The following is a 23,228-nucleotide window of genomic DNA, read 5'->3' on the forward strand; positions in this document are numbered from 1 at the left end:
CGATACGCGCAATTTGCCGCACATAAATTAATCAAATATACAATTGCGCATAAATTAAGCGTCAAAATGGGCGCTGCATCTTTTCGCAGCACTTTAGCTGCGCTTTACCCGCTCCCCAACAAAGGGGAGATTCCAAATGAACGGCGCTGATACAGCATGGATCATGACGGCAACGGCACTGGTGCTGTTGATGACACTACCAGGGCTTGCCCTGTTTTACGGTGGGCTAGTTCGCTCAAGAAATGTGCTAAGTGTGTTCATGCACTGCTATGCCATTGCCTGTTTAATGAGCGTTTTGTGGTTTCTTTTTGGCTACACAATTGCCTTTGGTGACGGTGGCACAGGCTATTGGGGCGGCATGGGCAAGATGGGGCTAAACGGCGTCACCGCCGAGAGCCTGTCAGGCACCCTGCCCGAGATTCTGTTCTTTGCCTTTCAGATGACATTCGCGATCATCACGCCGGCGCTGATTGTTGGGGCCTATGTTGAACGCATCGGCTTTGGCTTTGTGATGCTGTTTTCGGGGCTGTGGATGCTGATCTGTTATGCGCCGGTTGTGCACTGGGTATGGGGCGGCGGTATGCTGGCCGATGGCGGTATCTTTGGTGAGGTTGGCGTGAAAGATTTCGCCGGTGGCATCGTAGTACATGAAACGGCGGGTTTGGCGGCGATTATCATCGCGATCTTCCTTGGTGCGCGCAAAAACCAATCAACACCTCCGCACAATCCTGGTCTGGTTATGATTGGCGCAGCCCTTTTGTGGGTCGGCTGGTTTGGCTTTAACGGTGGATCGCAGCTGGCTGCTGATGGTGGCGCGGCTATGGCGATCACGGTTACGCATATCTCGGCTGCAACGGCATCCCTGACATGGGCCCTGTGGGAGCGGATCAAATTCGGTAAATCCTCGCTGGTTGGTATCGTCACAGGGACCATTGCGGGCCTTGCTTCGATCACGCCTGCATCCGGCTTTGTCGGCCCTTGGGCGGCTCTGCTGATCGGCGCGGTTGCGGGCATCCTATGTCAGGAAGCCGTTGTGCTGGTGCGCAACAAGGCCAAGATCGACGATACGCTGGATGTTATGGCCGTACACGGTGTTGGCGGTATTTTCGGGACAATCATGATCGCCGCACTTGGGGCTGGATCATGGGCCGCGCAGCTGGGATCATTGCTGATCGTTGGCGTCTACACCACTGTTGTAACGGTTGTTTTGGTGTTGATCTGCCGTGCAATTACGCCACTGCGCGTGGATACAGAAACCGAAGTCAACGGTCTGGACCTCGCGGTGCATGGTGAACGCGCCTATGACATCACCAGCTAAGCTGGTCTGAAGTATTCTGATCAGGGCGGTCCAATCGGGCCGCCCTTTTATGTTGTTCAGCTGCTTTCGGGATGGGTGTTGCCAGCGAAACAGGCGCTCACTGCGTCCAGATCGCTGCCAATCACCGCCTGCCATAGCCCCTCTGTTCGGTCCTCTCCGATCAAAGCTTTCACTTTGCTGCGCAGCTTTTCGCTTCGTTGTTCCAGTGAAATCGGCGCCATCAGGTCGTGACGCAATCGGCGCACGCCGCCTGACGTCAACGTCAATGTCACCTGCGCCTGAGTTTCGCTGAGGCTGTCATCCTCAACCACGTCGATCTTTTCACGCAGCGCTTTAACCTCAGCGTTTTTTGCCAAGGCATCGGTAAAATTATCAACCGCACCTGTGGCATGGCCCAACAAGGCCATCGCAGCGGTTTGCCGATAGCTGAACTTGGCCTCCAGCCCTGTCTTTGGCTCTGCGATGTTACACACGCTCATCCAGCGCGGGTGGGTGCGAACCTTGATCGCCGCGATCTGATCGGTCTGCACATCCAGCCCTGAAAGCGCCTCTAGCATCGCGTGAAGCCCATGACAGCAGGCGTGAAATTTGTGGCTGATGGTGTTAATCTGCCATTCCTTACGGGGGAGCTTCACCTCGGCCGCCTCGCCATGATGCGTCGCGCCAAAGCCCAAAGGCCCAGCCAACCCGTCATGGGCGGCACTCATCCCTGCTTGCGCCCAAAGAGCGGCCTCAACACCCGTGCGCGCAGCCAAGCCCGCATTCAACGGCTTGGCCATTGTGCCGAATTGTTCTTTCACCCCCGACGCCATGCTGGCACACAAGCCAAGCGCATGGCGCAGCTGATGTTTATCCAGCCCCAACACCCGAGCCGCCGCTAAGGTCGCCCCAAAAGCGCCCGCTGTCGCGGTTTGATGATAACCGATCTGATAATGCGAACGGCCCAGCCAAACGCCCGTCAAAATCGAAGCCTCAACGCCGATTGTCGCCGCATCAATCGCCTCTGTCAGAGAGATATCCAGCGTTTCCGCCAAGGCCATGACAGCAGGTAAAACCGCAACCGAGGGATGCCCGATATGGGCAAAATGGGTGTCATCATAATCTAATGCATGGCTGAGCGTACCATTCACCAGCGCTGCCGTGGCAGCACCTGCGGCGTCACCGCCAAAAATATGCGCTGGCCCCTCTTCGACCATCTGCGCGCGGCGAAACGAAGCGAACTCCGCCTCATTCGCCCCTGCAACCCCACAAGCAGCCCAATCAAATAGCGATAAGCGCATCATCGCCGCGGCCTCTTCGGGCACCTCGGCTTGTGAAAATTTAATCAGTTGCTCGGTAATGCCCATGGTGTTCTCCCTTAACGGAGTTAGCCATAAAGCTCTTGCGCGCGCTTCTCAAACGCTTTGACGACACGCAGCATCGCTTCGTTGAAAACAACGCCAATGAGGGTCTGCAAAATCGCGTTTTTAAATTCGAAATCGACAAAAAACTGTACCTCACAGCCCCCCTCCACATCGGCAAAGGCCCAGTTGGATTTCATGTATTTAAACGGGCCGTCCAGATATTCGGTGTCGATCTTCATCTGTTCGGGCCACAAAGCGACACGAGACGTAAACCGTTCACGGAACACTTTGAATGAAATGACTAAATCCGCGTCCATAACGCTGTGGTCGCCCTTGTCATCCACGCTTTTGATACGGGCAGCAGCGGTCCATGGCAGGAATTTCGGGTAGCTTCCTACGTCAGCAACCAGATCATACATCTGCTTGGCGCTGTATGGCAGCTTGCGTGTTTCAGAATGGGTTGGCATTGATTTCCCGCGTTTGTTTGCGTAGCGCTGTATCAAAGCCCTCGGGGTTCCACAATCAAGAGGTTAACATGCCAACGCGTCCATATGTCATAGATCAGTTGATATCGGCCAAATCTATCGCGGCTCGGATTGAGGAGTTGTGCCTCGAAATTCAGGGGGAGTTTGCGGACACAGACAAGCTGGTGGTTGTCGGCCTGCTGCGCGGATCATTTGTGTTTATCGCCGATTTGGTGCGTGAGCTGGACCTCCCGATCGAAGTCGATTTCCTAGAGGCCTCCAGTTATGGAGACGGCACCGAAAGCACCAGAGAAGTTCGCATCCTCAAAGACTTGCGCGGCGGCATTGAAGGGCGCGATGTTCTTGTGGTGGAAGACATTGTAGACACGGGGCACACGCTGTTTCATGTGACCGCGATGCTCAAAGCCCGCAAACCCGCCCGCTTGAAAACAGTCGCGCTGCTGGACAAACCGTCCCGCCGCGAAGTGGATTTGCGCGCCGACTACACAGGGTTTGAAATCCCCGATGAATTTGTTGTGGGGTATGGCATCGACTTTGCGCAACGCAATCGCAACCTCCCCTTTATCGGCAAGGTGCGTTTCACCGAAGAAAGCTAACCCCTCATGTTAGACATTCGCCACCTCTTGCGCGCCAAACGATGGGCGCAAAACCCGCCCTCGGCAAAACGGGTCAAACTGGTGCTAACGGCAATCGCTTTGGCGTTGCTCATCGTCGGGTTAGAGCATTTCGGGTTTTGGCCTGAATGGGCAAAGGCGGAACGCCTGCCGCGGCGGTTCTAACGCGGTTAGCTCGACGGCTTTGCCAGACATAGGAACAAATATTCGGTGCCTTGATAGTCTGGCAAGGAACGGCGCGAGACGCGTTCGGCGTATTTCTTGTTGCCACGGCGGCAGATGTCGTTTGCTTTCCCCAACAGCTGCTCATCGGTGAACAAGGCAAATGCTGGCTGGATAATATTCACGCTATCCCCATTAAAGGCCGATACGATCGGTTCCTGCCCCTCAATTGCACAAGATACCAAAAAAGAGGTTCCGATTAAGGCCAAAGAAAATCTACGCATAGGAAAGTCCTGATTGGAAAGTGTTTCCAACCAGTAAACTAACCTTGATTAACAAACGGTTAATTGGCGCTTAGCCATTTCCCAATTTCTTGTTGCGCGCATCACGCAACCGCGCAAAATCATCACCCGCATGATAGCTGGATCGCGTCAACGGCGTGGCAGAAACCATTAAGAACCCTTTGCCATAGGCCGCTTTTTCATAGGCTGAAAATTCATCTGGATGCACAAAGCGATCAACCGCATGGTGTTTTGGTGTTGGTTGCAAGTATTGGCCGATGGTCAGGAAATCGATATCAGCGGCGCGCATGTCTTCCATAACCTGCATCACCGATTGACGGTTTTCGCCCAATCCAACCATGATCCCCGATTTGGTAAACATCGAGGGATCCAGCTCTTTAACCCGCTGCAAAAGGCGCAGCGAGTGGAAGTAGCGCGCACCAGGGCGCACCTCTGGGTAAAGGCCCGGCACCGTTTCAAGGTTATGGTTAAACACGTCTGGGCGTGCCTCGACCACCTTTTCCAAGGCCTCAGGCGCACATTTGATAAAATCGGGCGTCAAAATCTCGATGGTCGTATCCGGTGAGCGGTGGCGCACAGCGCGGATCGTCTGGGCAAAATGCTCTGCCCCGCCGTCTTCGACATCATCACGGTCAACAGAAGTAATAACAACGTGGTTCAAACCCAGCTTGGCCACCGCATCGGCAACGCGCCCCGGTTCAAACACATCCAAGGCTTCTGGCGGTTTGCCCGTTGCGATGTTGCAGAAGGTACAAGCCCGCGTGCAGACCTCGCCCATGATCATCATGGTTGCGTGGCCTTGGCTCCAACATTCGCCAACGTTTGGGCATCCTGCCTCTTCACAAACTGTGACCAGTTTGTTTTCCCGCATGATCTTTGCGGTTTCATTATATCCATCGCCACCCGGCGCGCGGACCCGAATCCAATCCGGTTTTTTCGGTTGCGGATTATCAGGACGGCGCGCCTTTTCAGGGTGACGCATCTCGGGGATTTTTAGATCACGCATGTTAACCTCAAGTGACAGGTTCCTCTTACCTAACACATGAGAGATTAAACAAAACCCTATTGCGTCGCATTCCAGCTATGCAAAACGGCGTGACTGGCCCCTTTTATCCGATCATTGCGCTCTGGGGGTCGACCTCCTCCAAATAGTGCTGCTTTAACCGCATCAAGGCAATCCTCAGCACAATCTTACCGGATCGCGCCGACCAGCCCAAAGTTTTCTCAGCAGTTTCAAGGCCTTCCAGAAAACAGCAACAGCGCAAGGTGACATCAGACAAACCTGCCCCCAAATCCTTTAGCGCGGCAACAACGCGATCATGGGCTTGCTTGCCTCTATTTGATTGCTCCGAGGAGGCCGAGACAGATCCCGTTCTGATTTCCTCAAGAAACCCTTCCCAGTTTTGGGCCACTTCGGCTTCCATCTGCGCAAGTTCAAAATCTTCGCGCAAACGTTCACCAGCCGACACCAGATCATCACTCAGGAAAAGCTCTCCCTCACGATCGCGGCGCCGCGCCAAAGCGGCCAACGGGCTTTCGGCCAAACCATAGCGAATGCGGCGGGGGGCACTGCGTTGCGTGTCTGCTTCCTGCTCGAAACCACCTACTGCTTTTGCATTTTCGTCACGGGCCATCATATCTGCCAAAGCGGCGCGCCCGCTTGCGGTGATCTGATAGCGCGTGATGCGCCCGTTCGATGAGGCAACAATCCAGCCCTTCAAGGCCATCGCTTCTGCCGTGGTACGATCCACAACACCGGTTCTGGTGTTTTGCCCGTCTTGGCCATCACGGACAATCACACCCTTCTCCATATCCGCAGCAACGGCCAAAACCGCGCCCGTTTCACACATGCGGCGCAAAACCCGCAGGCTATCTGCCTTTAACTGATCGGCTTCTGCGATGACCGGCTGTGTCGTATCCGGCGCCATCTTTACCAGTTGGCCGTTTTTCGTTTCGCCTTCACCTTCTGCGCTGCCGCCCAAAGTTTTAATAACGCCATCGACCAACGGGTCATCGCGAAGCGTTTCCACACGTCTGATCTGCCTAAGGATCGTTGACGCATGGCACCCTTGTTGCCGTGCAATTGCCCGTATGGGCACGCCCATTTCAGTATGATCGATATAATTTTGAACAGATTGGGGTACCCACCCCGGCAATTGAGGGGAAAGTTTTCCCATCAAATGTTGTGTTTGTTCAATTTTCTGCGCTGTCTGTCCCATTTCTGAGTGTCCCTCCTCAGTTCGATTAACAACAGGTAAACGCAACCTAGGGATGATATGGTTACCCTTTGGTTAAAATCTACCCGCAGAAACAGCATTGTTTATAAATGATAAACAATTTTAAAACGCCCGAACGCTACTCAGTGACTTTGCGCAACACCCGCTAAAGTGGTGTTTATTGACGAGGGAATTATCGGACCTTTTCAACGATTAAAGTTAACGGAGTGTAAAAAAATGCAAGACATCCACAGAATCCTCGCCAGCCTTCACCGCCCACGCCTGTTGATGCGTGCAGCGCGAATTGGTGCTGAGGATTATCGCCGCACGGGCCACCTGCCAAGGTTACTTGGGTACGGCGTTCTGCCACGCCACGGCGATGCACTGATGAAACTTATCGGGATCGAAGCCGAGCTAGAAGACCAGAGGACAGGGTTGGATGCGGCATATAGCCTCGTGCGCCATGTTGACGTCCTGATCGCCATTGTTGGCGAGGCAAAGATGCTGCGGGCCACGCATACGGGCCCACAGCTGGTGTGATCTTACCTCGTTGGTGCGATCTTACATAAATGTATCTGGTTCGGCGGCTTTGCGTTCGGCAACGAATGCATCCAGCCCCTCTTTGATCTCTGGGGCCATTGCGGGTTGCTGATAATCGTTCAGCAACTTCTCAACCCGAAGGCTGGCTAGGGTTTGCGTATCGCGCGCGCCCTCGTCTTCCCATGTTTCAAAGGGCTTATAATCCAGCAGATCGGATTTCCAGAACGCATCCTTAAAGTTCGCCTGCGTATGGTCACACCCTAGATAATGGCCACCAGGTCCAACTTCGCGGATCGCATCCATCGCTTGGGCGTTTTCATCCATCTCAACACCGCGGGCAAGGTGGTGCAACGTTCCCAGCTGATCGGCATCCATGACGAATTTCTCAAAAGAAGAGACCAACCCGCCTTCAAGCCAGCCACAGGCGTGCAACATAAAGTTCACACCAGACAGCAAGCCCATATTCAGGCTATTCGAGGTTTCATAGGCCGCCTGTGCATCAGGCAGTTTTGATCCACAGAACGACCCTGCCGAACGGTATGGCAAGCCAAGACGCCGCGCCAATTGACCCGCGCCATATGTAATATGGGCCGCCTCCGGCGTGCCAAAGGTCGGCGCGCCCGAATTCATATCAATAGAAGTCACAAAGGCCCCCATGATGACTGGCGCGCCTGGGCGGATCAGCTGGCTATAGGCAATACCCGCCAAAGCTTCGGCCAAAACTTGGGTCAATGTCCCTGCAACGGATACAGGTGCCATCGCGCCGCCAACAATAAACGGCGAGATGATGCAGGCCTGATTATTCTGGGCATAAACTTCCAGCGCGCCCATCATCACATCATCAAACGTCATCGGAGAATTGATGTTGATGAGCGAGGTCATCACAGTGTTTTCCTGAACGAATTTCTCACCAAACAGGATATTGCACATGTCTACCGAATCTTGCGCGCGGCTTGGCTCGGTCACCGATCCCATGAACGGTTTATCGCTGAGGGTCATATGCGCATAAAGCATGTCGAGATGGCGCTTATTCACCGCCACATCCGTTGGCTCGCACACTGTACCGCCTGAGTGGTGCAGCCATTTGGACATATAGCCCAGTTTCACAAACTTCTGAAAATCAGCCATGGTCGCATAGCGGCGGCCACCAGCCGCATCGCGCACAAACGGCGGGCCATATACGGGCGCCAGAACAAGGTTGTTGCCGCCAACAACCACATTGCGCTCGGGATTACGGGCATGTTGGGTAAACGAGGCAGGCGCGGTTTTAATCAACTGGCGCGCCAAACCTTTCGGGATTCGCACCCGCTCACCCTGAACATCGGCACCTGCCTCGCGCCAACGCTCTAGCGCGCGGGGGTTATCGGGAAAGCTGACACCGACTTCTTCCAATATCGTCTCGGCATTGGCTTCGATGATGCACAGCGCCTCTTCGGTCAGAACCTCGAAATTGGGGATGTTGCGCTCGATATACTTTGCGGTTTCGAATGAAACTGCCGAACGGGCTGCGCGTCGTGCTGCCCCGCCACCACCGCGTGCGCGTCGTGCTGGTTGTGCCATGTTATTTCCCCTTAGCAAATGTTGTTGCTGAAATAGCCTCTATCCCTGCCCCTCCCCCTACATTTTGCGGCGATGCAGAGCAAAAAGCGACATCAGGGTCGCTAAAGTACAAAAAACGGCTCGGCAACCGTTCACTTTGGCTTTGCCAGCGCCCTGTGCGCCCTCCTTATACTTAAACTACCTTGCCACTTTGCCGTCACAGCCCTAATCAGGGCACATGACACAACATACCCATGACCGCCTTCTCATCATCGACTTCGGCAGCCAAGTCACCCAACTGATTGCCCGCCGCCTGCGTGAACTGAATGTCTACTGCGAAATCCACCCTTTCAATGCTGTAGATGACGCGTTCCTTGCAGAGTTCGATCCAAAAGCCGTGATCCTCTCTGGGGGGCCTGCTTCGGTAATCGATGCCGATTCCCCGCGCCCTCCGGCCACTGTTTTTGAGCTGGATGTGCCGATCCTTGGTATTTGCTACGGCCAGCAAGTGATGATGGAAATGCTGGGCGGCAAGGTTGAAACCGGTCACGGCACAAAAGAATTTGGCCGCGCCTATGTGACGCCTGCGGATTCATCCACCAAACTGCTGGATGGTTGGTTTGCAGAAGAGCGCGAACAAGTCTGGATGAGCCACGGCGACCACGTCAGCGCCATCGCACCGGGTTTTGAGGTATTCGGCACCTCGCCCAACGCGCCCTTTGCGATCACCGCAGACGAAAGCCGCCAGTTCTACGCCGTGCAATTCCACCCCGAAGTCCACCACACCCCGAACGGGCTGAAGTTCTATGAGAACTTTGTAAAGCTTGCTGGCTTTACGGGCGATTGGACAATGGGCGCCTACCGCGAAGAAGCGATTGCCAAAATCCGCGCGCAGGTTGGCGATAGCCATGTCATCTGTGGCCTGTCTGGCGGGGTTGATTCCTCGGTTGCTGCCGCGTTGCTGCATGAGGCGATTGGCGACCAGCTCACCTGTGTCTTTGTAGATCACGGTCTGCTGCGCAAAGACGAAGCCCAAGAAGTCGTCACCATGTTCCGCGACAACATGAACCTCAAAGTGATCCACGCTGACGAGGCGGATTTGTTCTTGGGCGAACTCGAAGGTCAATCCGACCCCGAGACCAAGCGCAAAATCATTGGCCGTCTGTTCATCGACGTGTTCCAGAAATACGCCAATGAAATCGAAGATGCCAAATTCCTCGCTCAAGGTACGCTTTACCCTGATGTGATCGAAAGCGTCTCTTTCTCTGGCGGCCCGTCCGTCACGATCAAAAGCCACCATAACGTGGGCGGCCTACCTGAAAAGATGGGCCTGTCGCTGGTTGAACCGCTGCGAGAGCTGTTCAAAGACGAGGTGCGCGCCCTTGGCCGCGAGCTTGGCCTTCCCGCCAGCTTTATCGGCCGCCACCCCTTCCCTGGTCCGGGTCTTGCGATCCGTTGCCCGGGTGAGATCACCCGCGAAAAGCTGGATATCCTGCGCGAAGCGGATGCGGTTTACATCGACCAGATCCGCAAACACGGGCTGTATGATGAAATCTGGCAAGCCTTCGTGGCGATCCTGCCTGTGCGTACGGTTGGCGTGATGGGCGATGGACGCACCTATGATTTTGCTTGCGCATTGCGCGCGGTCACATCTGTGGACGGGATGACAGCGGATTATTATCCCTTCAGCCATGAATTCTTGGGTGAAACCGCAACGCGGATCATCAACGAGGTCCCCGGCATCAACCGCGTCACCTATGACATCACCTCCAAACCTCCAGGAACGATCGAATGGGAATAACGGGCGAAGTCAGCTTAAACGGTAAGCTTATCTGCACCACCGAGGCCGAGGCTGCGCGCGTTCGCGCGGCCTTGCCCGACCACATCACGCTTACCCGCGCCGAAGCTGGATGTATCTCTTTCGAGGTAACCCCAACCGACGATCCCATGATCTGGAGCGTTGCCGAGCGGTTTGTCGACGCCGCCGCCTTTGAAGCCCACCAACAACGCGCAAGCACATCCCAATGGGCAAAAGAAACAGCAGGCATTGCGCGCGATTACAAGATCACCGGCCTTTAATGAATGTCATTCTAAAAGCAGCGCTATGGATGACGGGCGCCATTGCGTCCTTTTCATTCATGGCTGTTGCGGGGCGCGACCTAGCCGCTGACTATGACACGTTTGAAATTATGATGTACCGCAGCGTTGTTGGCGCTGTGATCATGATCGTGGTTGCCTCGGCTTTGGGGCGCTGGCACGAGGTTCGCACGGACCAGATGGGGCGCCATATCGTTAGGAACCTGTGCCACTTTATCGGCCAGAACCTGTGGTTTTTTGCCGTCGCGCTGATCCCGCTGGCGCAGGTATTCGCGCTAGAGTTCACATCCCCGCTTTGGGTCATAATCCTTGCGCCTTTGATTTTGGGCGAACGGATGACCGCCGTTCGCGCCGCCACTGCGGCCTTGGGGTTTGTGGGTATCCTAGTTGTGGCGCGGCCCGATTTTCAGGCGATCGATATCGGAGTGATTGCCGCCGCGATTGCCGCTATCTTCTTTGCGCTTACCGCGATGCTGACCAAACGCCTCACGCAGGATAATTCGATCACCTCGATCCTTGTATTCCTCACGGGAACACAGCTTGTGTTTGGGTTGCTTACCGCAGGCTTTGACGGCGACATCGCCCTGCCGACCTTGTCTAGCGCCCCTTTTCTGGTGTTGATTGGTTGTGCAGGATTGTTGGCCCATTTCTGCCTCACCAATGCGCTGGCCATTGCGCCTGTGACGGTTGTAGTGCCTATCGACTTTGTTCGCCTGCCAGTTATCGCCATCATTGCGATGATTGTTTTCGATGAACCTTTAGACATCTGGGTGCTTGTCGGCGGGGTTATCATTTTCGCGGCCAACTATCTGAACATCTGGAACGAGACCCGCCGCTAAGCGCAGGTTTCGGGTCGCACCTTTGGCACCCTGCCCATACAAGTTTCGAATGACAGAACGCACAATCTCTTCGCAAAGCTGGGGCCTGATGGCCCTTCTCGCCCTTCTTTGGGGGGCGTCGTTTATTTCAATCCGTATTGCGCTGGACGAAATCCCGCCGCTTACGGCGATGGCACACCGCGTAAGCTGGGCCAGCGTGGTTTTATGGGCCTATGTGCTGATCCGCCGCCTCCCTTTGCCTCGCGGAGGCAAGGTCTGGATCGGGTTCTTGGGGATGGGCCTGCTGAACAATGTGATCCCCTTTACGCTTATGGCGTGGGGGCAGCTGTATATCCCCTCTGGCCTTACGTCGATCTTTAACGCGACGACGGCGATTTTTGGGGTCTTGGTGGCTGCCTTACTGCTGAGTGATGAACACCTGTCGCGCCGCAAAGCAGTGGGCGTTGCGATTGGTTTTGCAGGTGTTGTGACGGCTATTGGCTTGGAAAGCCTGCGCAATTTCGACATCACATCAATCGCTCAGCTAGCGGTGATTGCGGGAACTATATCTTATGCCTTTGCAGGCGTTTGGGCGCGCAAGATGCTGTCAGGACTTGCGCCACAGCTTGCGGCAGCAGGCATGCTGACGGCCTCGACGCTGGTGCTGGTACCCGTTGCATGGATTTATGACGGTCCGATCAGCCTTGATCTACAGCCTCGTACACTATGGGCCATTGCCTATTTTGCGCTGGGGGCGACCGCGCTGGCCTATCTGCTGTATTACCGCATTCTGGACCTTTCAGGCAGCGGCAACCTGATGCTGGTCACCTTGATGATAACGCCAATCGCGATCATCTTAGGTTCAGTGATCTTGGGCGAAACCCTACCCTCAAACGCCTACAAAGGCTTTGCCCTACTGGCCCTCGGGTTAATCGTGATTGACGGACGCCTGATTGACCGAATGCGGCGCACAGGATAGGGAAGTTCCACCAACCAGCGGAGTCTTTCCATGCTTTACCCCGATGCCAAAAGCTGGCGCAACGCGCCGCGCAAATCCGTTCTGTTTTTTGGCATGTCGGGTTTGGGAAAAACGCATGTTTCCGACCTGTTGGTGCAACAAGGTGGCTGGTTTCATTATTCAATCGACTACCGGATCGGCACATCGGGCATGTACCGCCATATCAAGGACAACCTGATCGCCCATGCCATGCGCGATCCGTTTCTGGCCGAGATGCTGCGCGCCGATACGATCTATCTAGAGCCGAACGTCCATAACCATGACCTAAGCGCGGTTGCCGCCTATCTGGGAAAACCCGGTGATCCATCCCGTGGTGGCCTGCCTATGGCCGAATACAAACGCCGTCAGAGCCAGTTCCGCGATGCCGAGATCACAGCCCTGATGGAAACGCACAGCTTTATGGAGCGAGCGCAATCCCTTTACGGCTACCCGAATTTCATCTGCGATACGGGGGGCTCGATCTGCGAATGGATCAACCCCGAAGACGACAACGACCCATTGCTGGAAAAACTGGCCCAGCAATGCCTGCTGGTCTGGATCAAAGGCGACGAGGCGCACTCGGCCGAGCTGGTCCGCCGTTTTGACCGCGCGCCAAAACCGATGGCCTACCAGCCAGAATTCCTTGACCGTGTCTGGGCCGAATACCTAAGCGAAAACAACCTTGAAGAAGGTGATGTTGATCCCGACAGCTTTATTAGATGGACCTATGCGCAGGCTTTGGCACACCGCCAACCGCGCTACGCGGCTATGGCAAAGCATGGGATAACTGTTACCGCTGATGACATACACGCTGTCAAAAATGCTCAGGACTTTGACGATCTGATTGCCTCAAAGCTGTGAACACATCCACGTGCATCTACTTGAGCGGCGCGCGCCTGCGTCCTATCTGTGATGTTCGTCTGTAGAAAAGAATAAACCATGCCTATTAAACTCCCCTCTGCCCTGCCCGCCTATGATGTTCTGGTCCGTGAAGGTGTCAGCGTCATGGATGAAGATCAGGCGGCCCGTCAGGATATCCGCCCCCTGCGCATCGCGTTGCTGAACCTGATGCCAAAGAAAATCCAGACCGAGAACCAGTTTGCGCGCCTGATCGGCGCAACACCATTGCAGATCGAACTGACGTTGATGCGCATGTCTGACCACCAGACACGCAATACAACAGCAGAACATATGGACAGTTTCTACCAGCCTGTATCCGATTTCTGGGATGAGAAATTTGACGGGCTGATCATTACCGGCGCGCCGGTTGAGCATCTGGATTTCGACAAGGTCGGCTATTACGACGAATTGCAAAAGGTGATGGATTGGACGCAAACAAATGTGCAATCCACCATGGCCGTGTGTTGGGGTGGCATGGCCATGATCAACCATTTCCATGGCATCAAAAAACACATTCTAGAGCAAAAGGCCTTTGGCTGTTTCCGCCACACAAACCTTGCCCCTGCTTCGCCCTATCTGAACGGGTTTTCAGATGATTGCGTCATCCCTGTCTCGCGCTGGACCGAAATCCGACAGGATGAGGTAGACGCGGTAGAGGGGCTTCAAACCCTTCTGGGCAGCGAAGAGGTCGGCCCTGCCTTGATCGAGGATCCAGCCCACCGTGCGGTCTATATCTTTAACCACTTTGAATATGACCGTGACTCGCTCAAACAGGAATATGATCGCGACGTCGACGCAGGCGTGCCGATCAATGTGCCCGTGAATTACTATACCAATAACGACCCCTCACTGCCGCCGGTCAACCGCTGGCGCAGCCATGCGCATTTGCTTTATGGCAATTGGATTCAGGAAATATATCAATCTACCCCTTATGACATCCAGCTCATAGGGAGCTGATATGGTCTGGTTTGCGGTATTTCTTTTGGCTTTTGTTTTGGCTCTGCATGGGTGCGCCAGATCAAGGGAAACAACCGCAAACGCCACCTATCCGCCCCAAGGGCGGGTTGTTGATGTGGATGGAACGCCTGTTCATGTGTTAATTGCGGGCACGGGGCCTGATCTGGTGCTGCTGCATGGCGCCAGCGGGAATGTCCGCGATTGGACCATGGATTTTGTCGATCGGGTCTCGGATCGCTACCGCGTCATCATGTTTGATCGTCCTGGGCTTGGATGGACGGGGCGCCTTGCTGGTAAATCGGGCGCGTGGAACGCCCGCGCTGAATCCCCCGCTGAACAAGCCGCATTATTGCAAAAAGCAGCAGCAATTGTCGGGATCGAACAGCCCGTTGTTGTTGGCCATTCCTTTGGCGGCGCTGTTGCTTTGGCTTGGGCGCTTGGGCAACCGGAAGAAACCGGTGCCCTTGTTTTATTGGGCGCGGTCTCAAACCCATGGCCCGGTAGTTTGGGGTGGCCCTATACGCTTGGCGGCACTGCTTTGGGCGGTGCGCTTTTGGTTCCTGCGATCTCGGCCTTTGTGCCCAAATCATATGTTAACGCGAGTGTCGAAGCGATATTTGCCCCACAGAAAGCACCGCAGGGGTATGCGGAAATGATTGGGGCCGATCTGGTGTTGCGCCGTGAAAGCCTGCGCGCAAATTGCCAGCAGGTGAACTCCCTGCGGCCTCATATTGTGAAAATGTCAAAACGATATGAAACACTTAACCTACCCGTTGAAATCCTTCACGGAGACGCTGACACGATTGTGCCGCTCACTGTGCATGCCAAACCCTTGGCCGAGCAGATTACAAATGCGCAGCTAACCACGCTGCGCGGTATTGGCCATATGCCCCACCATAGCGCCCCCGATGCTGTCGAAGATGCAATCGACCGCGCAACGCAACGTGCGGGTTTGCGTTAATCGCATTAACATCGCATATTGTCTTGAAAACAAACACGAGGTCCCCGATGGAGCTGCCCTTTGACGGTGCAATTAGCACTTTTTACAAAACCCAAGCCCCCGATGCCGTGCGCAAGGCCGTTGAGAGCGCCGAGAAAGGCGATATCCTCTCCAAAAGCTACCCTCACAAGGCCCGCAAAAGCCGCAAATCTTATGAACGCGAAATGGCTGCGTTGCAGATCGAGCTGGTAAAGCTACAAGCATGGGTGCGCGAAACGGGCACCCGTATCGCCATGGTTTTTGAGGGCCGCGACGCCGCTGGCAAGGGTGGCACAATTGGCCGTTTTCGGATGAACCTCAATCCGCGAAACGCCAATGTCATCGCCCTGAGCAAACCCTCCGAAGAGGAAAGCAGCCAGTGGTATTTTCAGCGCTATATCAAACACCTACCATCTGCAGGGCACATCAACTTTTTCGACCGCTCATGGTACAACCGCGGTGTGGTTGAACCTGTTTTCGGCTTTTGCACCCCCGAGCAGAACGCCCAGTTCTTTACCCAAGTGCAACCCTTTGAGCAGATGCTGGCAGAAGACGGCATCCACCTGTTCAAATTCTGGCTGAACGTCGGGCGCGAAGAGCAGCTGCGCCGCATGTTGCAGCGCGAGCAAGATCCGCTAAAGCAATGGAAACTATCCAGCATCGACGTAAAAGGCCTGAGCCTGTGGGACGCATATTCAGCCGCGATCAAAGACACGCTAGAGCGCAGCCACACCGATATTGCGCCATGGACCGTGGTGCGCTCTGACGACAAACGCCGCGCGCGCCTTAACGCCATTCGCACAATCCTGCATCACTTTGATTACACACGCAAAGACGTCGATGCCATTGGCGAAATCGACGACAGCATTTGTGGCGGGCCTGATATCTGGGATGTCTAAACGCGGCTATCATCACGGCAACTTGCGCCAAGCATTGGTCGATGCGGCCCTGCAATTGATCGAGCTGCGCGGCCCGACTGGTTTCACCCTTTCCGAGGCTGCCAAGCAGGCTGGCGTGACGCCTGCCGCTGTTTATCGACACTTTGAAGGTCGCGAAGACCTGATCGCCGAGGCGGCCCTACAGGGGTATGAGATTTTCGGCGATCTGATGCAATTTGCATATGAAAGCGGCCAGCCCTCGGCGCTTCAGGCGTTTGAGGCCACGGGCCGCGCCTATTTGGCCTTTGCCCGCAAATACCCCGGCCACTACATCGCGATGTTTGAAAGCGGCGTACAGGTGAACCGTACAGCCGCGCTGGCAACCGTCGCAAACCGCGCCAACGGGGTGCTGGAAAAGGCCGCAACCGACCTTAGCCAACACATCCCCGAAGACAAACGCCCCCCCGCCTCTATGTTTTCAGCGCATATTTGGGCGCTTAGCCACGGGGTGGTCGAATTATTTGCGCGTAACTCCCCCGGTCGCGCCTCGCCTTTCCCACCAGAAGACCTACTGGAAACTGGGATCGGCATTTATCTGCGCGGCTTGGGCCTGATTGCGCCAGACGAATAATCGCGGATCATCCAAAGGTCGCAAGCCCCCTGCGCCTATCTGCCAGACCCATCGCATTTTCGGATTGACGGCCCTATTCCGCCGATAGATTTCGCAGGCGGTGTTTACGCCTTGTACTCCCCCTCATGTTTCTGATAATTTTAATCAGGTTTAAGGCATTTCAGATGCTTGCCCAAAATTTTCATGATATTCAAGGACCTAAGATGATCCCCTCCTTTCGCATTCTATGCGTCACAACATTTGCATTGGCGCAATCAGCCCATGCAGAAAACACCAACCCTTTGAAGGATGAATTCACTTCAAGCACTTTTGGGGCACCAAAATTCACCTATTCCGCTGGCGTTCTGGCAACAACGCGCCTCAACCCTTCCGACAGTTTGGATCACGTCGAGGATGAATTGGAGCTATTTTATGAGATCGGGTTTGGCGGCGGCTTCCATGCGGGTATTACCCTAACCACGTTGGATGGCGATCCGGCCGATAACTACGAATACGAGATCACCTTTGGCTATGGCTCTGAGTTCGCCAATGGTATGACGTGGGACCTGACCTATGGGTATATCGGTCTTGATAACTCTGATGAAACGTCGGAAGAAATCACCGCGACGCTCGGCTTTCCGCTGGGCGAAACGATTGAAGGGTCATTTGCCGTCATTGTGGATCCCGACACTGGCAAATCGGATCAGGAATTCGGATTGGAAACGGCCCTGAACGATCGTTGGACCCTGTTTGGTCTGGCTGGTAACAGCGACCGCGATGACAATGTCTATGGTGAAGTCGGCGTTTCTTATGCCTTAACAGATTCAGTCGCCCTCGAAGTGCTCTATGAGGACACCAACGACGATGATCCATTGCTTGGCTTCACCATTGGCTATGAATTTGGCGGCTAAGCCACACCCAATGTGACACAGAAATCACCTGCTCCAAAGATTTGGTGCAGGTGCCCCTCGCCTAGGCCCCTGCAATTTTGGCCAGCGCATCAGCCGCTATTTCAAATGTTTTCTTGCGGGCATCATGATCGTGAATCTGCCCCGTTAGCATCAACTCATCAGGTTGATATTTTTGAATAATTTCTTCCAACCGACGATGAACCGTTTGGGGGCTTCCCACGGCATTAAACCGCAAAGACTGATCAATGCTGCGCCGCAACGGAAGGCCCAGCTCTGCGTCGATGTCTTTTACCGGCGCTGGCAACTTGGCTGGCGTGCCACTTCGCAGCCGCGCGATGGCCTGTTGAAGCGAACTGTAGTGATAGGCCGCCTCTTCGTCCGTATCCGCCGCCGCAACATTCACACCCAGCATCAGGTAGGGTTTATCCAAAGCTGCTGAGGGTTTGAAATTCTGCCGATAGATATGGGACGCGTCTTCGACGACATTTGGCGCAAAGTGAGACGCAAATGCATAGGGCAATCCCAGCTGTGCTGCCAGCTGCGCACCATAAAGCGATGATCCCAATATCCACAACGGCACATGGGTGCCCTGCCCAGGATGGGCCTGCACCACTGCCCCTGGCTTGGCATCATCAAGATACCCCATCAGCTCAAGAACCTCGGCAGGAAAGTTATCATCGTCGTGTTGATCCCGTCGGAAGGCCTGCCAAACGGCGTGATCCCCCCCTGGCGCGCGGCCAATTCCCAGATCGACCCGATCCCCGAACAGGTTTTGCAACGTGCCAAATTGCTCTGCAATGCTGAGAGGAGCATGGTTGGGAAGCATAATTCCCCCCGCGCCGATCCGCATCTTTGTGGTTTGACAACCGACATAGGCTAGCAAAACAGCAGTGGCAGCCGAGGCAATGCTAGGCATGTTGTGATGTTCTGCCATCCAATAGCGATAAAATCCCAAGTCTTCGGCAAGCTTTGCCATTTCTCCGGTGTTTTGCATCGCTTCCACTGAAGTAAATCCCTCTCCAACGGGGCATAAATCCAGAACCGAATACTTCATGAGAAACCCTTACAAAACCGTACCTTAACCTTCTAATATACCGCCAATCGTTAAGGGCAGCATAATACGAAAAAGGCCGCACACATTGGTACGGCCTTTCCCAAAATAGATATAAAACAGCTTAACGCTTGGAGAACTGGAAGCTCTTACGCGCTTTTGCTTTACCGTATTTCTTACGCTCAACAACACGGCTGTCGCGCGTCAGGAAGCCTGCCGCTTTCAGCGCGCCGCGGTGGGAGGGATCATACAGCTGCAGGGCTTTGGAAACGCCGTGCTTAACCGCACCGGCCTGACCGGAAAGACCGCCACCTTTAACGGTTGCGTAAACGTCGAACTGACCTTCTGTGCCTGTCACGCTGAAAGGCTGTGCCAGAACCATCTGCAAAACAGGGCGTGCAAAATAGTCGTTCTGCGCTTTGCCGTTCACGATAACCTTGCCGGAGCCAGGCTTGATCCAAACGCGGGCTACCGCGTCTTTACGTTTACCGGTTGCGTAGGAGCGGCCAAATTCGTCACGAACGGGCTCACGTGGTGTCAGCTCAACTTCTGGAGTGGCTTCAACGCCGGCAACAGATGCGAGATCTTCGAGTGTGTTGATTTCGTCAGACATGCTCATGCGCTCCGTGTGTTTTTCTTGTTCATGGACGCAACATCCAGAACGGTAGGCTCTTGGGCCTCATGAGGATGCTCACCGCCTGCGTATACGCGCAGGTTGGTCATGATCTGGCGGCTCAGGCGGTTGCCTGGCAACATGCGCTTAACGGCCAATGTCACGATACGCTCTGGGTGCTTGCCATCCAGAATGTCCGCTTTGGAACGTTCTTTGATGCCGCCCGGGTGACCAGTGTGCCAGTAGAACATTTCTTCACGCTTTTTGCCGGTCATTTGGATTTTCTCGGCGTTGATTACGATGACGTTGTCGCCGCAATCCATGTGAGGTGTGTAGGAAGGCTTGTGCTTGCCACGCAGACGCATAGCAATGATTGACGCCAAACGGCCCAGCACGATGCCTTCAGCATCAATGATGATCCATTTTTTATCAATGTCAGCCGGTGTTGCTGAAAAGGTTTTCATGTACGGTAATCCCGTTAGATGTGAACTGGGGCGAATGCCCCGATGTGATGGCTGGGTTATAAACGTGCCACGGGTCAGGTCAAGAACCGCAAATCGCAATATATCGTTTAAATTCAAGGCTTTACAATTAAGGTATTATTTTACCCCAACTCCAAGCAGAGATTTGAGCCCCCTTCCACCCCAACAGGCAGAATCCCCTATACCGATATCTCGTCCATCGGGTTATCCAGCAAATCCCGCAAGCGCACCATCGCAGCCTCAAAGCTGTTCAAACTCACACCCGCATTTACCGCCATCCTGACCGCATGGGGCGTTTGGCTATGACGCGCTGCAAATTCCTCGGCGGCGCGAATGCGCACGCCGCGCGTTTCGGCAGCACGACAAAACGCGCTGGCCCTCCACCCATCCGGCAAAGTCAGCCAGACAAAAGGCACATCTTCGCGCCAGCTCAGGTCATAGGCACCTAGAACATTTACAGCGGCCTTGACGTAATCGCTAACCCCTTGGCGCGTGCGTTCCATAATCCCGTCGATCTGGGGGTGCACAAGCAGGCTGGCCACCAGATCCGTTATCGGTGTCGCCAATCCGAAATAACCATGCTCGGCTGTGCGATGCAGCGCAGCGGTTTGATCCTTTGGCGCGATGGCACAACCGACCCGCAAAGCAGGCGTGATCGACTTACTCAGGGACGAAACATACCAGCCCCGCTCAGGCGCTAACTGTCGATACCCCGGTGCTTGGGCTGTTCCGATGCGGTAACAGTCATCCTCAAGGATTTGCAGATCAAACTTGCGGGCCACTGCGACAATGTCGATCCGCCGCTCTAGAGAGCTATAGCCGCAGGTGGGGCTGTGCACTTCGGGTGAGGTACATACAATTTGCGCCTCTGGGTATCTTTCGGACGCTGCCGCCAAGGAGACAGGGCACAGACCGTCCCCATCCATAGCGATCGACACAACATCCGCCCTGAGCCCCGCCGCCGCACGCCGAAAACCAGGATAGCTTAGCTCTTCTACAAAAATAACAGGTCGCCTGCCCTTTAGGATGGTCTGAAACACTAAGGAAATAGCATTCTGCCCACCGTGAGACAGGACAATATCTGCCTCACTAAAGGGGCCGATGGGCGTATCCCACAGCCAACGGACCATCCCTTCGCGCGCTGCTTTTGCGCCGCGACGGGATGGGTAATGCATCATGCCCGATGGCGGCTCTTTTGCGACCTCGGCCAAAAGCTGGCGGATCAATCTGGATTGCCCCCCGTTGGGCAAATGGGGCGAGAAAAGATTAACGTCAAAGTTATCGCCGCCTGTCAGATGTTCGATGACATCCATTTCCATTAGGTTCAGCGGCGGCTCGGCGGTGGCGGGTGCGGCAACAAACGTTCCACGCCCGACTTCGGCCCGCAAGACCCCCTCATCCGTCAAAACGGTATAGGCCCGCGCAACAGTGCCAGGCGTCATACCCAAGGTCCAGCCCAGCTCCCGCACGGGCGGCAGCTTTTCCCCTGCGGATAAAGCACCGGATGCGATTGCCTCACGGATCGCTTGAACGACCGCGCGGTACTTTGGCTTGATATCAGGATCGAGAGCAGGCGCCCAAATTGTATCCATTACAATATTTCCGTAGATTACTGAGGTCTCTTATTGTACCAAACACTCATGGCAAACACGCCACATTGTGTCAATACAATTAAATAGGAGATTTTCCCATGACACACGCAGCGATCCTGACAAACGATGCCCTCGCGGTTCTGAACTCTACGCGCAGCCTTCCGCTGATCGCAGTTCTTAGCGTCAAGTTTGCAGCCTGCGTGACAAAATGGGCAACCCGACGTCGCACACGCCTGACGCTAGATCAACTAGACGCATGGCAATTGGAAGACGTGGGAATAACACCGGCGGCGGCTCGTTCCGAGGCACGCAAGGTGTTCTGGAGGGCGTGACATCCCCGTGACGCAGTCCAGACCTCTTCACTTGGGCAGGGTTTTCCCTGCCCTTTTTTGATACAATGCCGAAACAATTCTGAAATAATTCAGAAACATTTCGACACAATCTGGAAATTAGGGCCGAACCCCTAGCTCACCTTTTGAGGCGGGATCGCATAGGTCATTGTGGCCTGCGCAACGGGGTCTTCCTGCCCTTCGGAATAGACCAAAACATGAGACACCGACAACTGGCGGCCCAGCTTTAGCAGCTTTGCAGTTGCGATCAGGTCAACGCCGGAAACCGGCTTGCGCATAAAGTCCATGGAACAACTTGTTGTAACCGCCAAGGCCTTTGGCCCGATCATGGCCAAGGTCACAATATAGGCCGAAACATCCGCCAGCGCGAACATAGACGGGCCAGATACGGTGCCTCCCGGACGTAGGTGTTGTTCCTTGATTTTCATCCGCATGGTCACCTCATTGGGTTTGACCTCTTCTACGTTGAAATCATCAGCGACCTGTTCAAACACTTGTCGCATAAACGCCATCAGCTCTGGCGCCTGCATTACCACTTCACGTGATCCAGCCATACTTGTCCTCCCTATCCTCTTGCGACTAGAGTTGCTGGAACAGGGGGAGCGCGCAAGATGGCAATTTTGGAAGTAACGCAACGGGACGCAGTCACACATCTGACGATGAACAGCCCCGAACGGTTGAACGCGCTCAGCGATGAAATGCTGGCCGCGCTTCAGGAAACGCTGGACCAGCTGGCCGATGACCCGACGTGCCGTGTCATTACCCTATCGGGTGAAGGCAAGGCATTCTGCGCAGGCCACGATCTGCGCCAGATGCAGGCCATGCGCCAAAACGAAGATGCAGGTGCCGCCGGATTTGCGGATCTGTTTGCCCGTTGCACCAATGTGATGACCCGCATCCAAACCATGCCCCAGCCAGTGATCGCCCAGATCCACGGCATCGCAACTGCCGCCGGTTGCCAGCTGGTTGCGACCTGCGACATGGCTGTCGCCGCCGAGGGCACGCGGTTTGGGGTGAACGGCGTCAACATTGGCCTTTTCTGCTCGACCCCGATGGTCGCCCTTAGCCGCAACATTGCGCCCAAAAAAGCGTTTGAAATGCTAACCACAGGTGATTTCATTTCTGCTGAACGCGCCGAAGAGCTTGGCCTGATCAACCGTGTGGTCGCACCAGAAGACCTCGCCAAAGAAACCGCCGCCCTCGCGGATCAAATCGCCGGAAAACTGGGCGCTGCGGTCAAAATCGGCAAACGCGCCTTTTACGAACAACTAGGCATGCCCACCCAAGAGGCCTACGATTACACAGGCCAGATCATGGTTGAAAACCTCGGCTATGGTGACACCCAAGAAGGCATGCAGGCATTCATCGAAAAGCGCGCACCTGATTGGAAACAATGACTGTTTCGCCTTTCACAACGGTGTTTTTCCATTCGGATAGTCGATTGAATTCATAAAATGCGATACGAACCTCACGA

The 23,228-nt window shown here is 54.8% G+C and carries 27 protein-coding genes; 16 read left to right on the forward strand and 11 right to left on the reverse strand.

Going from position 1 to position 23,228, the window contains the following annotated elements; all coding sequences use genetic code 11:
- Window positions 1-136 precede the first annotated feature (136 nt).
- The gene (locus Z948_RS0116930) at window positions 137-1,318 is read left to right on the forward strand and encodes an ammonium transporter (protein ID WP_025060735.1); all 1,182 of its coding nucleotides are present in this window, start codon (window positions 137-139) and stop codon (window positions 1,316-1,318) included.
- Window positions 1,319-1,374: 56 nt separating this feature from the next.
- Here the strand turns inward: Z948_RS0116930 and Z948_RS0116935 are convergent, their stop codons facing one another.
- On the reverse strand, window positions 1,375-2,664 hold the full coding sequence (locus tag Z948_RS0116935; protein WP_025060736.1) for an MmgE/PrpD family protein: 1,290 nt from the start codon (window positions 2,662-2,664) through the stop codon (window positions 1,375-1,377).
- Between the two features lie 20 nt (window positions 2,665-2,684).
- The gene (locus Z948_RS0116940) at window positions 2,685-3,128 is read right to left on the reverse strand and encodes a type II toxin-antitoxin system RatA family toxin (RefSeq protein WP_025060737.1); all 444 of its coding nucleotides are present in this window, start codon (window positions 3,126-3,128) and stop codon (window positions 2,685-2,687) included.
- A gap of 68 nt (window positions 3,129-3,196) precedes the next feature.
- Here Z948_RS0116940 and hpt point away from each other — a divergent pair, with 68 nt between their 5' ends.
- A complete protein-coding gene (gene hpt / locus Z948_RS0116945; RefSeq protein WP_025060738.1) occupies window positions 3,197-3,742 on the forward strand; it encodes a hypoxanthine phosphoribosyltransferase in 546 nt (181 codons plus the stop codon).
- Window positions 3,743-3,748: 6 nt separating this feature from the next.
- Window positions 3,749-3,925: a hypothetical protein gene (locus Z948_RS19085; RefSeq protein ID WP_037952326.1), complete on the forward strand. Its 177-nt coding sequence runs from the start codon at window positions 3,749-3,751 to the stop codon at window positions 3,923-3,925.
- Between the two features lie 5 nt (window positions 3,926-3,930).
- Here Z948_RS19085 and Z948_RS0116955 read toward each other — a convergent pair whose 3' ends face one another.
- The 3 genes from Z948_RS0116955 to Z948_RS0116965 form a co-directional block, all read right to left on the reverse strand.
- On the reverse strand, window positions 3,931-4,206 hold the full coding sequence (locus tag Z948_RS0116955; protein ID WP_025060739.1) for a hypothetical protein: 276 nt from the start codon (window positions 4,204-4,206) through the stop codon (window positions 3,931-3,933).
- Between the two features lie 70 nt (window positions 4,207-4,276).
- Entirely contained in the window at window positions 4,277-5,230 is a 954-nt protein-coding gene (gene lipA / locus Z948_RS0116960; RefSeq protein ID WP_025060740.1) for a lipoyl synthase, read from the reverse strand.
- 103 nt (window positions 5,231-5,333) lie between these two features.
- A complete protein-coding gene (locus Z948_RS0116965; RefSeq protein ID WP_425427157.1) occupies window positions 5,334-6,329 on the reverse strand; it encodes a DUF6456 domain-containing protein in 996 nt (331 codons plus the stop codon).
- Window positions 6,330-6,677: 348 nt separating this feature from the next.
- On the opposite strand from Z948_RS0116965, the gene Z948_RS0116970 reads away from it, so the two are divergent.
- The gene (locus Z948_RS0116970) at window positions 6,678-6,980 is read left to right on the forward strand and encodes a DUF6477 family protein (protein ID WP_025060742.1); all 303 of its coding nucleotides are present in this window, start codon (window positions 6,678-6,680) and stop codon (window positions 6,978-6,980) included.
- A 21-nt stretch (window positions 6,981-7,001) separates the two neighbouring features.
- On the opposite strand, the gene Z948_RS0116975 is transcribed toward Z948_RS0116970, so the two are convergent.
- Entirely contained in the window at window positions 7,002-8,540 is a 1,539-nt protein-coding gene (locus tag Z948_RS0116975) for a trimethylamine methyltransferase family protein (protein ID WP_025060743.1), read from the reverse strand.
- 217 nt (window positions 8,541-8,757) lie between these two features.
- Between Z948_RS0116975 and guaA the strand changes: the two genes are divergently transcribed.
- The 10 genes from guaA (at window position 8,758) to Z948_RS0117025 (ending at window position 17,666) form a co-directional block, all read left to right on the forward strand.
- Window positions 8,758-10,320 carry a glutamine-hydrolyzing GMP synthase gene (gene guaA, locus Z948_RS0116980; RefSeq protein ID WP_025060744.1) on the forward strand — a complete coding sequence of 521 codons (1,563 nt, stop codon included), beginning with the start codon at window positions 8,758-8,760 and terminating at the stop codon, window positions 10,318-10,320.
- Window positions 10,311-10,598 carry a putative quinol monooxygenase gene (locus tag Z948_RS0116985; RefSeq protein WP_037952323.1) on the forward strand — a complete coding sequence of 96 codons (288 nt, stop codon included), beginning with the start codon at window positions 10,311-10,313 and terminating at the stop codon, window positions 10,596-10,598. Before guaA ends, Z948_RS0116985 begins: the two co-directional genes overlap by 10 nt.
- Window positions 10,598-11,455 (forward strand): DMT family transporter, encoded by an 858-nt coding sequence (locus Z948_RS18290; RefSeq protein WP_037952320.1) that lies wholly within the window; start codon window positions 10,598-10,600, stop codon window positions 11,453-11,455. Before Z948_RS0116985 ends, Z948_RS18290 begins: the two co-directional genes overlap by 1 nt.
- A gap of 49 nt (window positions 11,456-11,504) precedes the next feature.
- Entirely contained in the window at window positions 11,505-12,413 is a 909-nt protein-coding gene (locus tag Z948_RS0116995; protein WP_025060746.1) for a DMT family transporter, read from the forward strand.
- A 30-nt stretch (window positions 12,414-12,443) separates the two neighbouring features.
- Window positions 12,444-13,292: a hypothetical protein gene (locus tag Z948_RS0117000; RefSeq protein WP_025060747.1), complete on the forward strand. Its 849-nt coding sequence runs from the start codon at window positions 12,444-12,446 to the stop codon at window positions 13,290-13,292.
- Window positions 13,293-13,370: 78 nt separating this feature from the next.
- Window positions 13,371-14,288 carry a homoserine O-succinyltransferase gene (locus Z948_RS0117005; protein ID WP_025060748.1) on the forward strand — a complete coding sequence of 306 codons (918 nt, stop codon included), beginning with the start codon at window positions 13,371-13,373 and terminating at the stop codon, window positions 14,286-14,288.
- 1 nt (window position 14,289) lies between these two features.
- Window positions 14,290-15,249: an alpha/beta fold hydrolase gene (locus Z948_RS0117010; RefSeq protein WP_025060749.1), complete on the forward strand. Its 960-nt coding sequence runs from the start codon at window positions 14,290-14,292 to the stop codon at window positions 15,247-15,249.
- 47 nt (window positions 15,250-15,296) lie between these two features.
- Complete coding sequence (ppk2, locus tag Z948_RS0117015; protein ID WP_025060750.1) at window positions 15,297-16,166, forward strand: polyphosphate kinase 2; 870 nt, start codon at window positions 15,297-15,299, stop codon at window positions 16,164-16,166.
- Complete coding sequence (locus Z948_RS0117020) at window positions 16,159-16,776, forward strand: TetR/AcrR family transcriptional regulator (RefSeq protein WP_025060751.1); 618 nt, start codon at window positions 16,159-16,161, stop codon at window positions 16,774-16,776. Before ppk2 ends, Z948_RS0117020 begins: the two co-directional genes overlap by 8 nt.
- 203 nt (window positions 16,777-16,979) lie before the next feature.
- Complete coding sequence (locus tag Z948_RS0117025; RefSeq protein ID WP_156023527.1) at window positions 16,980-17,666, forward strand: TorF family putative porin; 687 nt, start codon at window positions 16,980-16,982, stop codon at window positions 17,664-17,666.
- A gap of 61 nt (window positions 17,667-17,727) precedes the next feature.
- Here the strand turns inward: Z948_RS0117025 and Z948_RS0117030 are convergent, their stop codons facing one another.
- The 4 genes from Z948_RS0117030 to Z948_RS0117045 all read right to left on the reverse strand — a co-directional run bounded on the left by Z948_RS0117030 (window position 17,728) and on the right by Z948_RS0117045 (window position 21,404).
- Window positions 17,728-18,720: an LLM class flavin-dependent oxidoreductase gene (locus Z948_RS0117030; RefSeq protein ID WP_025060753.1), complete on the reverse strand. Its 993-nt coding sequence runs from the start codon at window positions 18,718-18,720 to the stop codon at window positions 17,728-17,730.
- 121 nt (window positions 18,721-18,841) lie between these two features.
- Window positions 18,842-19,330 (reverse strand): 30S ribosomal protein S9, encoded by a 489-nt coding sequence (gene rpsI / locus Z948_RS0117035; protein WP_025060754.1) that lies wholly within the window; start codon window positions 19,328-19,330, stop codon window positions 18,842-18,844.
- A 2-nt stretch (window positions 19,331-19,332) separates the two neighbouring features.
- Window positions 19,333-19,794 carry a 50S ribosomal protein L13 gene (gene rplM / locus Z948_RS0117040; protein WP_025060755.1) on the reverse strand — a complete coding sequence of 154 codons (462 nt, stop codon included), beginning with the start codon at window positions 19,792-19,794 and terminating at the stop codon, window positions 19,333-19,335.
- Window positions 19,795-19,991: 197 nt separating this feature from the next.
- Entirely contained in the window at window positions 19,992-21,404 is a 1,413-nt protein-coding gene (locus Z948_RS0117045; protein WP_025060756.1) for an aminotransferase-like domain-containing protein, read from the reverse strand.
- A gap of 98 nt (window positions 21,405-21,502) precedes the next feature.
- Between Z948_RS0117045 and Z948_RS0117050 the strand changes: the two genes are divergently transcribed.
- Complete coding sequence (locus tag Z948_RS0117050; protein WP_025060757.1) at window positions 21,503-21,736, forward strand: DUF1127 domain-containing protein; 234 nt, start codon at window positions 21,503-21,505, stop codon at window positions 21,734-21,736.
- A gap of 131 nt (window positions 21,737-21,867) precedes the next feature.
- Here Z948_RS0117050 and Z948_RS0117055 read toward each other — a convergent pair whose 3' ends face one another.
- Complete coding sequence (locus tag Z948_RS0117055; protein WP_037952315.1) at window positions 21,868-22,308, reverse strand: PaaI family thioesterase; 441 nt, start codon at window positions 22,306-22,308, stop codon at window positions 21,868-21,870.
- 57 nt (window positions 22,309-22,365) lie between these two features.
- Between Z948_RS0117055 and Z948_RS0117060 the strand changes: the two genes are divergently transcribed.
- Window positions 22,366-23,151, forward strand: a complete 786-nt coding sequence (locus tag Z948_RS0117060) for an enoyl-CoA hydratase (RefSeq protein ID WP_025060759.1) — start codon at window positions 22,366-22,368, stop codon at window positions 23,149-23,151.
- The last annotated feature ends 77 nt before the right edge of the window (window positions 23,152-23,228 follow it).

It is taken from the genome of Sulfitobacter donghicola DSW-25 = KCTC 12864 = JCM 14565, assembly GCF_000622405.1.
Classification (GTDB): domain Bacteria; phylum Pseudomonadota; class Alphaproteobacteria; order Rhodobacterales; family Rhodobacteraceae; genus Sulfitobacter; species Sulfitobacter donghicola.

Coding starts and splice junctions, on each gene's coding strand:
- Z948_RS19085 (WP_037952326.1), top strand. CDS start 3,749: ATGTTAGACATTCGCCACCTCTTGCGCGCCAAACGATGGGCGCAAAAC.
- Z948_RS0117055 (WP_037952315.1), bottom strand. CDS start 22,308: ATGGCTGGATCACGTGAAGTGGTAATGCAGGCGCCAGAGCTGATGGCG.
- Z948_RS0117060 (WP_025060759.1), top strand. CDS start 22,366: ATGGCAATTTTGGAAGTAACGCAACGGGACGCAGTCACACATCTGACG.
- Z948_RS0117020 (WP_025060751.1), top strand. CDS start 16,159: ATGTCTAAACGCGGCTATCATCACGGCAACTTGCGCCAAGCATTGGTC.
- Z948_RS0116965 (WP_425427157.1), bottom strand. CDS start 6,329: ATGGGCGTGCCCATACGGGCAATTGCACGGCAACAAGGGTGCCATGCG.
- Z948_RS0116955 (WP_025060739.1), bottom strand. CDS start 4,206: ATGCGTAGATTTTCTTTGGCCTTAATCGGAACCTCTTTTTTGGTATCT.
- Z948_RS0116940 (WP_025060737.1), bottom strand. CDS start 3,128: ATGCCAACCCATTCTGAAACACGCAAGCTGCCATACAGCGCCAAGCAG.
- Z948_RS0116985 (WP_037952323.1), top strand. CDS start 10,311: ATGGGAATAACGGGCGAAGTCAGCTTAAACGGTAAGCTTATCTGCACC.
- Z948_RS0117030 (WP_025060753.1), bottom strand. CDS start 18,720: ATGAAGTATTCGGTTCTGGATTTATGCCCCGTTGGAGAGGGATTTACT.
- lipA (WP_025060740.1), bottom strand. CDS start 5,230: ATGCGTGATCTAAAAATCCCCGAGATGCGTCACCCTGAAAAGGCGCGC.
- Z948_RS0117025 (WP_156023527.1), top strand. CDS start 16,980: ATGATCCCCTCCTTTCGCATTCTATGCGTCACAACATTTGCATTGGCG.
- ppk2 (WP_025060750.1), top strand. CDS start 15,297: ATGGAGCTGCCCTTTGACGGTGCAATTAGCACTTTTTACAAAACCCAA.
- Z948_RS0116970 (WP_025060742.1), top strand. CDS start 6,678: ATGCAAGACATCCACAGAATCCTCGCCAGCCTTCACCGCCCACGCCTG.
- Z948_RS0117045 (WP_025060756.1), bottom strand. CDS start 21,404: ATGGATACAATTTGGGCGCCTGCTCTCGATCCTGATATCAAGCCAAAG.
- Z948_RS0117000 (WP_025060747.1), top strand. CDS start 12,444: ATGCTTTACCCCGATGCCAAAAGCTGGCGCAACGCGCCGCGCAAATCC.
- Z948_RS0117005 (WP_025060748.1), top strand. CDS start 13,371: ATGCCTATTAAACTCCCCTCTGCCCTGCCCGCCTATGATGTTCTGGTC.
- Z948_RS18290 (WP_037952320.1), top strand. CDS start 10,598: ATGAATGTCATTCTAAAAGCAGCGCTATGGATGACGGGCGCCATTGCG.
- guaA (WP_025060744.1), top strand. CDS start 8,758: ATGACACAACATACCCATGACCGCCTTCTCATCATCGACTTCGGCAGC.
- Z948_RS0116995 (WP_025060746.1), top strand. CDS start 11,505: ATGACAGAACGCACAATCTCTTCGCAAAGCTGGGGCCTGATGGCCCTT.
- hpt (WP_025060738.1), top strand. CDS start 3,197: ATGCCAACGCGTCCATATGTCATAGATCAGTTGATATCGGCCAAATCT.
- rpsI (WP_025060754.1), bottom strand. CDS start 19,330: ATGTCTGACGAAATCAACACACTCGAAGATCTCGCATCTGTTGCCGGC.
- Z948_RS0117010 (WP_025060749.1), top strand. CDS start 14,290: ATGGTCTGGTTTGCGGTATTTCTTTTGGCTTTTGTTTTGGCTCTGCAT.
- rplM (WP_025060755.1), bottom strand. CDS start 19,794: ATGAAAACCTTTTCAGCAACACCGGCTGACATTGATAAAAAATGGATC.
- Z948_RS0116935 (WP_025060736.1), bottom strand. CDS start 2,664: ATGGGCATTACCGAGCAACTGATTAAATTTTCACAAGCCGAGGTGCCC.
- Z948_RS0116930 (WP_025060735.1), top strand. CDS start 137: ATGAACGGCGCTGATACAGCATGGATCATGACGGCAACGGCACTGGTG.
- Z948_RS0116975 (WP_025060743.1), bottom strand. CDS start 8,540: ATGGCACAACCAGCACGACGCGCACGCGGTGGTGGCGGGGCAGCACGA.
- Z948_RS0117050 (WP_025060757.1), top strand. CDS start 21,503: ATGACACACGCAGCGATCCTGACAAACGATGCCCTCGCGGTTCTGAAC.